Annotated in this window: 12 protein-coding genes; 4 read left to right on the forward strand and 8 right to left on the reverse strand. The window is 40.3% G+C overall.

Translation table 11 applies throughout. The annotated features are described in order from the left end of the window. Nucleotides 1-6 precede the first annotated feature (6 nt). Nucleotides 7-1,362: an NAD(P)/FAD-dependent oxidoreductase gene (locus T8I65_RS01425; RefSeq protein ID WP_322301725.1), complete on the forward strand. Its 1,356-nt coding sequence runs from the start codon at nucleotides 7-9 to the stop codon at nucleotides 1,360-1,362. Here the strand turns inward: T8I65_RS01425 and T8I65_RS01430 are convergent. The 6 genes from T8I65_RS01430 to T8I65_RS01455 form a co-directional block, all read right to left on the reverse strand. After that, nucleotides 1,359-2,156, reverse strand: a complete 798-nt coding sequence (locus T8I65_RS01430) for a tryptophan-rich sensory protein (protein WP_322301726.1) — start codon at nucleotides 2,154-2,156, stop codon at nucleotides 1,359-1,361. The two genes, T8I65_RS01425 and T8I65_RS01430, sit on opposite strands and share 4 nt — an antisense overlap. A 12-nt stretch (nucleotides 2,157-2,168) precedes the next feature. After that, on the reverse strand, nucleotides 2,169-2,804 hold the full coding sequence (pdeM, locus tag T8I65_RS01435; RefSeq protein ID WP_322301727.1) for a ligase-associated DNA damage response endonuclease PdeM: 636 nt from the start codon (nucleotides 2,802-2,804) through the stop codon (nucleotides 2,169-2,171). 1 nt (nucleotide 2,805) lies between these two features. Beyond that, the gene (locus T8I65_RS01440) at nucleotides 2,806-3,948 is read right to left on the reverse strand and encodes a methionine aminotransferase (RefSeq protein ID WP_322301728.1); all 1,143 of its coding nucleotides are present in this window, start codon (nucleotides 3,946-3,948) and stop codon (nucleotides 2,806-2,808) included. Nucleotides 3,949-4,034: 86 nt separating this feature from the next. Further along, nucleotides 4,035-4,778, reverse strand: a complete 744-nt coding sequence (locus T8I65_RS01445) for a succinate dehydrogenase/fumarate reductase iron-sulfur subunit (RefSeq protein ID WP_322301729.1) — start codon at nucleotides 4,776-4,778, stop codon at nucleotides 4,035-4,037. Between the two features lie 59 nt (nucleotides 4,779-4,837). Next, a complete protein-coding gene (locus T8I65_RS01450) occupies nucleotides 4,838-6,841 on the reverse strand; it encodes a fumarate reductase/succinate dehydrogenase flavoprotein subunit (protein WP_322301730.1) in 2,004 nt (667 codons plus the stop codon). Nucleotides 6,842-6,844: 3 nt separating this feature from the next. Then, entirely contained in the window at nucleotides 6,845-7,561 is a 717-nt protein-coding gene (locus tag T8I65_RS01455; protein ID WP_322301731.1) for a succinate dehydrogenase cytochrome b subunit, read from the reverse strand. Between the two features lie 266 nt (nucleotides 7,562-7,827). Between T8I65_RS01455 and T8I65_RS01460 the strand changes: the two genes are divergently transcribed. The 3 genes from T8I65_RS01460 to T8I65_RS01470 are packed head-to-tail and all read left to right on the forward strand — an operon-like array spanning nucleotide 7,828 to nucleotide 9,545. Further along, on the forward strand, nucleotides 7,828-8,337 hold the full coding sequence (locus tag T8I65_RS01460; protein ID WP_322301732.1) for a DinB family protein: 510 nt from the start codon (nucleotides 7,828-7,830) through the stop codon (nucleotides 8,335-8,337). Nucleotides 8,338-8,340: 3 nt separating this feature from the next. Then, nucleotides 8,341-9,258 (forward strand): J domain-containing protein, encoded by a 918-nt coding sequence (locus T8I65_RS01465; protein WP_322301733.1) that lies wholly within the window; start codon nucleotides 8,341-8,343, stop codon nucleotides 9,256-9,258. Next, nucleotides 9,255-9,545, forward strand: a complete 291-nt coding sequence (locus tag T8I65_RS01470; RefSeq protein ID WP_322301734.1) for a chaperone modulator CbpM — start codon at nucleotides 9,255-9,257, stop codon at nucleotides 9,543-9,545. The genes T8I65_RS01465 and T8I65_RS01470 overlap by 4 nt, the downstream gene beginning before the upstream one ends. 1 nt (nucleotide 9,546) lies before the next feature. Here T8I65_RS01470 and T8I65_RS01475 read toward each other — a convergent pair whose 3' ends face one another. After that, nucleotides 9,547-10,065 (reverse strand): GNAT family N-acetyltransferase, encoded by a 519-nt coding sequence (locus T8I65_RS01475; protein ID WP_322301735.1) that lies wholly within the window; start codon nucleotides 10,063-10,065, stop codon nucleotides 9,547-9,549. Nucleotides 10,066-10,077: 12 nt separating this feature from the next. After that, nucleotides 10,078-12,936, reverse strand: a complete 2,859-nt coding sequence (locus T8I65_RS01480; protein WP_322301736.1) for a VPS10 domain-containing protein — start codon at nucleotides 12,934-12,936, stop codon at nucleotides 10,078-10,080. Nucleotides 12,937-12,996: the final 60 nt, after the last annotated feature.

Here is a 12,996-nt window from a genome sequence, read left to right on the forward strand (position 1 = left end):
ATAATTATGGGAATCGAAAAATTTGATGTTTTTGTTATTGGAACCGGGACTGCCGGGAAAAGCGTGGCGAAAGAATGTGTAGAGGCTGGGTTAAAAGTTGCGATTGCAGACAATCGTGAATTTGGAGGAACCTGTGCAAATCGCGGTTGCGATCCCAAAAAAGTTCTTGTGGGTCTTACAGAAATACTGAACAGGTCTCAAAATATGTTAGGTAAGGGTATCGAGAAGATGCCAGAATATAGCTGGAAGGAGCTTCAGGATTTTAAGAAAAAATTCGTGGACGCTGTGCCTGCCGCTACCGAACAGGATCTTGAAGCATTGGGTATTAAAATGTATCATCAATCTCCAAAATTCCTGGATGAATCCATGATTTCAGTAGAAGGGAAGACTGTAAAATTTGATAAACTGGTCATTGCAACTGGGATGAAACCTTTAGAATTGCCTATTCCAGGAAGGGAACTGGCTATTAATAGTGATGACTTTCTGGAATTGAAAGAGTTACCTGAAAGCATGATCTTTATTGGTGCGGGATATATTGGGATGGAGTTCGCTCATATTGCTGCCAGATGCGGAGTAGAAGTGACAATCGTGGATAGCGAAGAATCCCCTTTGAGTAACTTTGATGAGGATATGGTTAAATACCTGAAGGAATCTTCAGAAGAGCTGGGGATTAGATTTGTTATGAACGCCAGGGTAGAGGAGATGGAGAAGCTCCAGAAGAATTTAAGAGTCGTAGCAGATCAGAATGGTAAAAAGCTTGAGCTCAAAGCCAGATGTGTTGTAAATGCAGCTGGCCGTGTGCCATCTATTGATGAACTGGAATTAAAACAGGGGAACGTAGATTTCTCGAAAAGAGGTGTACTGGTCAATAAAAATCTGCAGAGTATTTCAAATCCAAATGTTTATGCCTGTGGAGATGTTTCTGCGAGTGAAGGCTTACCACTAACGCCACTTGCATCCCAGGAGGCACGTGTTGTTACCGCCAATATTATGGATCTTGAAAGACCGCATGAATATGATTATCCACCACAACCTTCTGTTGTATTTACACTTCCTAATGTTGCTTCCGTAGGCTTAAGTGAAAAGCAAGCGAAAGAAAAAGGTTATGATTTCCGGGTGAAGATGAACGATGCCAGTGACTGGTTTAATTCAAAACGGATTAACGATAAAGTTTATGCCTATAAAACACTGGTAGATAACGAAACCAACCTGGTTCTGGGTGCTCACCTGGTTAGTAATGAAGCCAGCGAAACTATCAATATGTTCGTTATGGCGATGTGTGGAAAACTGGACTGCGCAACTTTAAAAGGTATGATTTTTACGTATCCAAGTTGGTCCAGCGACATTAAATCGATGATTTAAAATTTTTCACCCTTCATCATTCGGTATAATGGCTGCTTTTTTCTATTCTTAAATCCGTGGTAGGAAATATTTAAAAGGATAAGGAGAGCACCTGCAGCTGCTGAGTAGGCGATCACATCGTATTGACCTATCTGTTTAGCATAGATACCGATAAGCGCCCAGACTCCTACAGCGGCAAATTCGCGCATATTTCGGTTGTAGATCATGGTGATATTAAGAGCTACTGTAATCAGGATCATTAAGAGCGTCCATTGAACTTCGGAAAGGAAAGCTCCATCCCAGCCAATCTCTGTTAACCAAGCCGCGGTATTGGCAATTGCTGCTACTGCGATCCATCCTGAATATAAGCAAATTGGCCACCAGTAAAATGCGATGATCTTAAATGGTGGATCTGTTAGCTCCATTTCGGTATTGATGATGATCTTGCATAATTTTGCCAGAATCAGGAACATTATAACAACAGAAAGTCCCGGGAAGTCATACAGCCAGGCAAGGCTCCATAGACAAGTACCGATATTCGCAACAATAAACCAAAATTTAGTCCTTTTAATGAACTTTGTGTGTTCTCCATTGCCAAAGGCCTGAATAAGCATATAAACAGAAAAGACTATTAGAGAAAGGAATATCACACCCCAGATTGAAAAAGCATATCCGGCCGGAGTAAAAAGGTTACTGTATTTATCACTCATTTCTCCAATCGTTTTACCATTGATCTCACCTGTTTGGGTGTAATAGGTGAAAGCGATGGTGATGATAACAGAAATAAAATTGGCTACAGCTAGTTTCTTGACCATAAGAATTAGGTTTTATTGAATGGGAATCACTTCTTTACCGGTTATAGCGAATATACGATCTCCATCTTCAGGTTCCATAAAATAATTCCCGGTAAATTCTCCAAAAGCGGGGAAGATCATCTGGTTAGTGCTTTTGTAAAAACACGGTAATTTCAGCATTTGTCTGCCGAAACCAAATAATTTATAGCCCGGGTGAACGTGTCCGCACAAATTGAATAAACCATCATGCTCTTCAGGATGATGGGTCAATATGAACTTTTCAATTTTCAATTCCTGATAGATCTGTATGCCCAGTTCCTGGTAACGTAACGGAGAAATTATATCATGGTTTCCAGCAACCAGGTGAACCTGATTATCGATGGAAGTAATCCATTCTTCAAAAATTTTCCATTCCATATTAAGTGAAGAATGGAATAGATCGCCAAGAAAAATGATGTGCTCAGGATCAAAGTCTTTTCGTATTCTATCTAGCCTGTCGAAATTTTCTACGATCGCCTGGTAGGGCACTGCACTTCCATGCTTCCTGAAGTGCGATACTTTTCCAAGATGAACATCTGCCACTAACAGGATCTCCTGTTCCGGCCAGTACGCAACACCTAGCGGGTGCAGCACGAAGTCCTGTCCAAGAATACGAATGTTGATGTTCATATTATAGTGAGCATAAAATTTCAGCTGCTTTTTCTAATGTTTCATTTGTTTTAGCGAAGCAAAAGCGAAGCTGAGAATGGTCCTTTTCGTCTATATTGAATACTGAAACCGGGATAGCTGCAAGTTGGTGTTCCTTCACCAGTCTCTCAGCAAAATCGGTATCTTTTTCCGTAGTAATTTCTGAAAAATCCAATAGTTGAAAATAGGTGCCATTAGATGGTTCACTTCTAAATTTTGAACCTGAAATAAGCTTTAAAAAAGTATCTCTCTTTTCCTGGTAAAACCCTGCAAGATCAAGATAATGTTCCGGTTGCTTCAGGTATTCTGCATAGGCGCGTTGCATAGGATGATTTATAGAAAAAGTGGTAAGTTCATGGATCTTCCTGATCTCTTTCATCAATTCTTCAGGAGCTACACAATAACCAGTTTTCCATCCGGTATTATGAAAGGTCTTTCCAAAGGAGCCACAAACGATACTTCTTTTCGAAAGTTCCGGAAACCTGGAAGCACTTTGGTGTAGCCTTCCATCAAAAATCAAGTGCTGGTAAACCTCGTCACTCAATAGTATGATATTAGTATCCTTCAGAAGTTTTTGCAATTTCAGCATATCTTTTTCGGAAAGTACTGTGCCCGTTGGATTATGCGGAGTATTTATGATGATCATCCTGGTACGATTCGTAATGGCTTTGGTAACTTCTTCCCAATCGACCTTATAATCACTGCCTTTCAACTGGATCTGTACAGGGATACCTCCTGCTAATTGAATTGTTGGCTCATATGAGTCGTAAGCCGGCTTCAGCACAATGACTTCGTCGCCTTTCTGTACAAATGCAGTAATGCTATTGTAAAGCGCTTCTGTCGCTCCTGAAGTAATGGTTATTTCGGTTTCCGGTTTATAGTATTTTCCGTAGAGATCATTAAATTTCCGGGAAATCATTTCTCTCAGTTCCAGCACTCCAGCATCTGGCGGATACTGATTGTAACCATCTTTCATTGCTTTGGTCACCAGATCTTTAAGTTTATGATCGGTTTCAAAATTAGGAAAGCCCTGGGAGAGATTGATCGCTTCGTATTGATTCGCCATTTTACTCATCACAGAAAAAATACTGGTTTTGCTTCCGGGTAATTTCGATTCCAACTTCATAGACTTTAATTCAATTACTGATTTTAAGGTATAAAAAATCCCGAACTATAACAGTCCGGGATCTCTATTTATGTTGATACAAAGGTTTATTTAACCGATGCTTTCAGATAATCTCTGTTCATTCTCGCGATGTTCTCTAGAGAAATTCCCTTAGGACATTCGATCTCGCAGGCACCTGTATTTGTACAGTTACCAAATCCTTCTTTATCCATTTGCTCTACCATGGCCAGCACTCTACGGTCTGCTTCAACTTCACCTTGAGGTAATAGTGAGAACTGACTTACTTTTGCTGAGGTAAATAACATGGCACTTGCGTTTTTACAAGCGGCAACACAGGCGCCACAACCAATACAGGTCGCAGCATAGAAAGACATATCTGCACTTTCTTTATCTACTGGAATAGAGTTAGCATCCTGAGTGTTTCCTGAAGTATTTACAGAAATATACCCACCAGCCTGCTGAATTCTGTCAAAAGAGGTGCGGTCTACTACAAGATCCTTTATTACCGGAAATGCTTTAGCTCTAAATGGTTCGATCACAATCGTATCGCCATCCTTGAATTTTCTCATGTGCAACTGGCAGGTGGTCACACCACGATCTGGACCGTGAGGTTCTCCATTGATCTGCAGGTTGCATGAACCACAAATACCTTCTCTACAGTCATGATCAAATGCTACAGGCTCGTCACCCTTAGCGATCAACTGTTCGTTAAGCACGTCCATCATTTCCAGGAAAGACATATCCGCAGATATATCGGTAACCTGGTATGTGGTCATTTTTCCTTTAGTTTCGGCGTTTTTCTGGCGCCATATTTTTAATGTAAGGTTCATACTTTTAGTATTGAATAATTAGAAATGAGATTGTTCGAAACGAATCCCAGATCTCAAATCTATTTATAACTCCTTGTTTTTACTTCGATATCCTCGTAATCAAGTTCCTCCTTATGTAGTATTGCATCGGCCGGTTTTCCGGTGTATTCCCATGCAGCTACGTACATAAAGTTCTCGTCATCTCTTAGTGCTTCTCCTTCTTCGGTTTGATGCTCTTCTCTAAAGTGACCACCACAGCTTTCTTCCCTGTGTAATGCATCCTTAGCGAACAGTTCTCCAAGTTCAAGGAAATCTGCTACACGACCTGCTTTTTCAAGTTCAGCATTCATTTCATTTGCGGTACCTGGTACTCGAACATCTTTCCAGAATTCTTCTCTCAAAGCCTGAATTTCAGAAATGGCTTCCTTCAATCCGGTCGCATTTCTTGCCATTCCCACTTTATTCCACATGATCTTTCCTAAGATCTTATGGAAATGATCTACAGATTTTGTTCCCTTGGTATTGATCAGTTTTTCCAGTTGAGCTCTAACTTCATTTTCAGCTTCTTCAAATTCAGGAGTATCAGTTGGGATCGCTCCGGTTCTGATATCTTCTGAAAGTGCATGGCCAATGGTATAAGGAAGTACAAAATATCCATCTGCAAGACCTTGCATCAAGGCTGAAGCTCCCAGTCTGTTGGCTCCGTGATCTGAAAAGTTAGCTTCCCCAATCGCGAAACATCCTGGAATTGTAGTTTGTAAATTATAATCAACCCAAACACCACCCATGGTATAATGTACCGCAGGATAAATCATCATTGGAGTTTCGTAAGGATTCTGATCTACGATCTTCTCGTACATCTGGAAAAGGTTACCATATTTGGCTTCCACAACTTCCTTACCTAATTTCTTAATATCGTTATCTGATGGATTATCGAGCTTTCTGGTAGTAGCTTCCTCTTTACCATATCTCATGATAGCAGAGCTAAAGTCCAGATAAACTGCTTCTCCAGTTTTATTTACCCCAAAACCAGCATCGCAACGTTCCTTAGCTGCTCTGGAAGCAACATCACGCGGCACCAGGTTACCAAAAGCTGGATATCTTCTTTCCAGGTAATAATCTCTTTCTTCTTCCGAAAGTTCGGTCGGTTTTTTCTTACCGGCACGAATTGCTTCAGCGTCTTCTTTTTTCTTCGGAACCCATATTCTACCATCATTCCGAAGTGATTCAGACATCAACGTCAATTTTGACTGGTGATCTCCTGAAACCGGAATGCAGGTTGGGTGAATTTGGGTAAAGCAAGGGTTTGCGAAATAGGCTCCTTTTTTATGGATTTTCCAGCTAGCTGTTACGTTACTTCCCATTGCATTGGTGGAAAGGAAGAATACGTTTCCATATCCCCCTGAAGCAATTACAACTGCATGTGCAGAATGCCTCTCCAATTCACCAGTAACCAGGTTTCTGGCAATGATTCCTCGAGCTTTTCCATCTACTTTTACAACATCAAGCATTTCATGCCTGTTGAAAGTCTGGATCTTTCCACGGTTGATCTGGCGGTTCATTGCTGAATATGCTCCAAGCAATAATTGCTGCCCGGTTTGTCCTTTCGCATAAAAGGTTCTTGATACAAGAACTCCACCGAAAGAACGGTTATCCAACAGTCCACCATATTCACGTGCGAAAGGAACTCCCTGCGCCACGCACTGGTCAATAATATTCCCAGAGACTTCTGCCAGTCGATAAACATTGGATTCTCTCGAACGGTAATCACCACCTTTGATGGTATCATAGAAAAGACGGTAAACAGAGTCACCATCTCCCTGATAGTTCTTTGCTGCATTGATCCCTCCCTGAGCTGCGATCGAGTGAGCTCTACGTGGAGAATCCTGGTAGCAAAATGTTTTTACGTTATATCCAAGTTCTGCAAGCGTTGCTGCTGCGCTTCCCCCGGCCAGTCCTGTACCCACTACGATCACGTCTATATTACGTTTATTCGCAGGGTTTACAAGATTGATATCGTTCTTATGATTAACCCACTTTTCTGCCAATGGGCCTTTAGGTGCATTTGATTCAAATATTCCCATAGCTTAAATTTTTTCTAGTACAAAGTGAATATAAAAAGGAATAACAGCGAATGCGAGCGGTACTAATACTGCAAAGGCATATCCTGTTTTTCGAATAAATCCATTGTACTTTGGATGATTAACACCAAGTGATTGAAATCCACTTGAGAACCCGTGTGACAGGTGAAAACCTATTGCCAGCATCGCTACTGCATAGGCGATCGCCCAGAGTAAACCATATTGTGCATCCTGAAAGGTTTTGATCGTCAGGGTATAAAGATCTTTAACTTCCTCGCCATTTGCTGTGGTGTAATAAGTATCATCAAGACCTCCAAACTTCATTTCTGCCCAGAACATGGTCATATGAATTACAATGAACGCAAGAATAACAGTTCCAAGGATTCCCATGTTTCTTGAAGACCATTTACTGTTGGTAGATGGTTTAAAGTTTACATATCCCTGTGGTCTTGCCTTACGATTGTGGATCGTTAATAACAATCCATCGATTGCATGAAAAATGATACTAATGTACGTTACGTAGGATAACACTTTAACCGCAGGATTGGTTGTCATGAATAACGCGTATTCATTAAACTGGTCTCTTGCCATTTCACTAACTGGTAGTAGAAGTTGCAGATTTCCAAATAAGTGACCTACTAAAAACAGGCACAGAAAAAGGCCGGTGAAAGCCATCCAATATTTTTTTGCCAGTGATGACTTTAAAAGCGCAGATTTCGCCATAAATGTTTAGAATTATTTTTATATAAGTGCAACAAAAATACGCTTCATTCTAATTTTTAACAAGCTTTCCAAGTCTTTTTCCTGTCTATTTAGACTTAATTTAAAGTACTTTATAATTTGTTGAATCTTTGAAATACAGCGGCTTCCCGAAATTCATTTTCAACGTTTGTTGAATTCAATTTTGGCATGAGTCTGAGGGTTTTAGCAAAAGCTTAACTGAGGCTCCATATCAAAATTTTGTAATTTCACTTTTCACTGAAAAGTTTATGAAAGAAAGAACCGAGAAATTAATTCAGAAACTATCCGAAACATTTGAGGGAGACCCATGGTTTGGGCAATCCCTGATGCGAAAACTGGAGAATGTACCCTACATCATCGGTTATAAAACCTGTATTCCTAAATCACATAGCGTCGCTGAGATTGTCGCCCATCTAATTTGCTGGAAGAAATTTGTGTACGAAAAACTAAAGAATAATGAAGATTTTGATATTTCCATAGATTCTGAAATGGACTGGCCAGAGATTAAGATCCATAGCAAGGAAGAATGGGAAGAACTAAAAAGGAATCTGGTTGCAGCACAATGTCGCATTTATGAAGCATTACACGAAAAACCTGATGATTCTTATCTCTCTACTAAGGTAAGCGGTCGTGATTATGATATGGAATACCTTATTCTGGGAATCCTTCAGCATGATATTTATCATCTTGGACAAATAGGTTTGATAGAAAGTCAGTTAAATAAAACCGAATCAGATAGCGGTGTATTTAAAGCATAATACATGGATTTTATAGATTATTATAAATTACTGGAACTGGAGAGATCTGCTTCACAGGCTGATATTAAAAAGGCCTATCGAAAGCTTGCCAGGAAATACCATCCCGATCTTAATCCAGATAACAAGGAAGCCCAGATTAAATTTCAGCAGATCAATGAAGCGCATGAAGTTTTGAGTGATCCTGAAAAGCGTAAGAAGTACGACGAATATGGGAAAGACTGGAAACATGCAGATCAATTTGAGGAAGCTAAACGGCAGCAACAGGCCTCAGGTGGATTTGGTGGTGGTTTTCAGGGTGACGGCCAGCAATCATATTCCGGAAATTTTGAAGATGATACCTTTTCAGACTTTTTTGAGCAAATGTTTGGTGGGAGAGCAAGAGCGCAGGGTGCCAATAGAGGCGCACATTTTAAAGGCATGGATTTTAATGCAGAGCTACAATTGCGCTTAAGTGAGATCTATAAAGATCAAAAGCAAACGCTTACCGTAAACGGTAAATCTATAAGACTTACAATTCCCGCGGGTGTTGAAAACGGTCAAACGATAAAGATAAAAGGACATGGTGGCCCAGGAGTACAGGGTGGTCCAAAAGGAGACCTGTTTATAACGTTTCAGGTTTTAAATGATACAGACTTCCGCAGAGAAAAAGAACATCTATATGCTACAGAAAATATCTCGTTAACCACTGCGATTCTTGGAGGAGAGATAAAAGTGAAAACATTTGATGGTGAGGTGAAGTTAAATGTAAAGCCTGGAACCGAAAATGGTAGTAAAGTGAAATTGAAAGGAAAAGGTTTTCCAAAGTATAAAAAGAAGGATCAGTTTGGAGATCTTTTTATTACTTACCAGGTTGATATTCCGAAGAATTTGACCGAAGAGCAAAAGGAGCTGTTTCAGAAACTTAAAAACACGGGCTTATGAAAGAGGAAGATTTAATCCCAGCAGAGGAGATTTGTATTCGTTACCAGGTGGAAAGGCAATTTGTTACATCTCTTAAGGATAGCGGAATCATTGAGATCGTGACGGTGCAGGAAACTGAATATATACATTGCGATCATCTGGCTCAATTCGAAAAGATGCACAGGTTGCATGAAGAGCTTGAAATAAACATACAGGGACTTGAAGCGATTAGTCACCTGTTAGGAAAAGTAGAGCAATTGCAATCTGAGAATATTAGGCTTAAAAACAGGCTGGGTCTCTACGAATAGTTTATAGCTGAATTTGGTAAAGCATAAGTTCTGCAGGATCCTTCGGAATTTTAATGTTCTCTATGTGCTCAAAACCCAGTTTCTCTAATAACTTTTGTGAACCCGTATTATCAAGTCTGGTAATTGCCTGTAAAGCTTTCAAGCTGAAGATATTTTTAGCTGCTTTAACCAGCGTGGTAGTAGCTTCAGAAGCATAGCCTTTTCCCTCGTATTCTGGAAGAAAAGCGAAACCCAGATCAATCTCCTGAAGGCCTTCCCGATCATATAAACCACAGGCGCCAATCTTTACATTATCTACTTTTCGAATCACACAATAATTAGAAAATCCCAGTTTATATAATTGCGGCAGCATCCTGTCTTTAATATAATTTCTGGCATCTTCAATATTACGCAGATTGCGATCTCCAATATACTGAAGCGATTTGGGAGAATTGTAAAGCTGGAAAATAAAAGCAGCATCATGCAGAGACATAGGTCTCAACAATAATCGCTCAGTTTCAAAGCTTCGAAATTCTCCCAATTAGCCAGGTTTTTATTTTACTTCAAAAGTAGATTCTGTAGTGGAGCCGTTCAGTTCGAGAATCATTTTATAAGAGCCTTTTGGAATATAGAATTTCTCGTCCTCAGCTTTAGAAATACTGGTTTTATCGTCCTGCTTTTCTAGTTTTTTAGCTGAATCTTCTGTAATACTAAGATCATAAGAACCAGTATTGAAGCCTTTGTCTGCCTCGATATCCATCGATTGCAGGGTAGTTCCATCTTCAGTCTGTATCTTTAATTTTCCATTTCCTTCCTTCGAAGTATAATAGGTAAATCCAAGTTCAGGAGTATAAGGATCCATCCATTTGCTATAGGAATTCCCCCATCTGTTACTGAACCTGATCTCCTTTTCCGAAGAAATAGTTAGCGCAGATTTGATATCGTCCATATTCATCGCTGCAATTGCGGAAATATCTGCGATATAAAGGGATCGACCATGAGTTCCCACAACCAGATCCTGTTCTTCTTCCTGAACTCGAAGATCGTGAACTGCTACATTAGGAAAATTGGTGCTAAATGCCTGCCAGCTATCTCCACGATCCAGGCTTACATAAAGTCCATTATCTGTTCCTAAAAAAAGTACATTCTCATTGGATGGGTCTTCCCGAATCACATTTACAGATGATGTTGGTAAATTCGCGCTGATGTCTTTCCAGTTCTTTCCGGAATCTTCAGAGACATATACATAAGGCTTAAAATCATCAGATCTGTAACCATTTAAACTGGCATAAACACGATCCTTAGAATGTTCAGAAGCGATCACACGCGAAACCCAAAGGTCCTGCGGAAGATCGGAACTCAGTAGTTTCCAATCTGCGCCGGCATTGTCACTTCCGTAGATATAACCATCATCACTTCCTGTATAAAGTTTTCCGAATTGAAATGGAGATTCAGAAATTGTAGCCAGAGTTCCATAAGGTACATTTCCATCTTTGCCACCACCGGTTAAATCTTTGGAAATACTGGTCCAGCTTTCCCCCTGATCCATACTGCGCATCAACTTATTTCCACCCATATAAAGGATGTCCTGGTTATGAGAAGATAGAAGAATGGGCGTTTGCCAGTTGTAGCGATAAGGACTTTCGCCCAACTCGTGTTTTGGATGTATATAAAGACGCTCGCCAGTTTCTCTGTTTATTCTAAAATAATTTCCAAACTGAAAACCGGTATAAACGATATCAGAATTTCTGGAATCGATCTCCACCTGCATTCCATCACCACCCATAATACTTTTGTAATTATAGTCTCCTGAAGCGGCCCATCCATTGCTTTCAGTGTTCGTGTGTGGTCCAACCCATACGCCGTTATCCTGAAGCCCGCCATATACGTTATACGGCTTTTCATTGTCTACATTGACCGTGTAAAATTGCCCAACTGAAGGTGAATTGTTTTTCACCCAGTTTTCACCATCATCATAGGAAATATTGATTCCGCCGTCATTCCCGTCGATTAGATGTCCGCTTTTTTCTGGGTTGATCCATAAAGCATGGTGATCTGCATGTACATTTTGAGCATCGATAGAAGTAAAGGTTTTACCTCCATCTTTGGATTTTAGGATAGGCACTCCATATATATAGATCGCATTTTTATCCTGAGGATCCACATGTACCATCCCAAAATAATAACCATAACTATAATAAAGATCATCAAGGTAATCCTCATGGGTGATCTTCCAAGTCTTCCCGGCATCTGTACTTTTATAGACCTGGGCTCCAATTACGGGCGTATCAAAAAGTTGAGTATTGGCATCTTCCAGGTACGTGGCCAGATCCTGCGGTTTTGCCTCATCTTTCCGGATCATTTCCTTTACTTTCTCTGCGGAATATTTTTTCTGAAAATCATTAGATCGCAGGTAAGTTTCTAATTCTTTATCATCAAGCTTCAGAAAAGCAGATTTCTTCATATTTCTGAAATCATCTTTTTTAAGTCCGCTTTTATCTGAAGATTTTTTGTCTTCAGACTTTCTTCGATCCTGATTATCTACTATCGCGTAGATCGTATTGGAATCGTAGACAGAAAGACCAATTCTTCCTACTCCGTCGCCTGTTGGAAATCCGGAAGCTTCCGTAGAGATCTTTGTCCAGCTATCCCCGGCATCGGTACTTTTATAAATTCCACTGTTTTTACCACTTTCTCTAAAATCCCATGCTTTACGATCCTTGTCCCAGGCAGCCGCGTACATTTCGTTGTAGTTTTGAGGATTTACGGCCACATCGATGATCCCGGTTTGCTCATTTATGAAGAGGTTTTTGTTCCAGGTTTTTCCACCATCTGTAGTTTTATAGATCCCTCGTTCATTGTTCGAGGAGTAGAGGTGACCAGTTACACCCACTACCACTTCATCAGGATTTTCAGGATTAATTAGAATTCGACTGATATGATGTGAATCTGGAAGACCCATGAATTCCCAGGTTTCTCCCTGGTCTGCCGACTTCAATAAACCTATCCCGGCGTAGGAAGAACGGGAAGCATTCACCTCACCGGTTCCAACCCAGATCGTACCAGAATTCCAGTCTACAGCGATATCGCCAATATTTTGCGAAGGACTGTTGTCCATCACCGGCATAAATGAAATCCCGTTATTATTAGTGTACCAAAGACCGCCGGTTGCATAAGCTGCATAGAATTCGGTTGGATCTTCGGGATTCACCGCAAAATCTGTGATTCGTCCACTCATTACGCTAGGTCCAATATTCTGGAGCGGAATGTTCTTTACGATGGATTGCTGGTGAAGTTCCTGTTTTTGTTCGAAGCCTTTTTGTAAAGCTTCTCCGCTAGTAGCAGTTTGTTGTGCAATAATAGGAGAGATCCCTATCAAAAAAGCACCAAGAAAATGGTAAGTTCTTTTCATAATTTATTTTGTAATGCTTAAAAATAGCAAAACCCGCGCATACCCAAAATTTTAAACGCC

This window comes from Christiangramia sp. OXR-203, assembly GCF_034372165.1.
GTDB lineage: Bacteria > Bacteroidota > Bacteroidia > Flavobacteriales > Flavobacteriaceae > Christiangramia.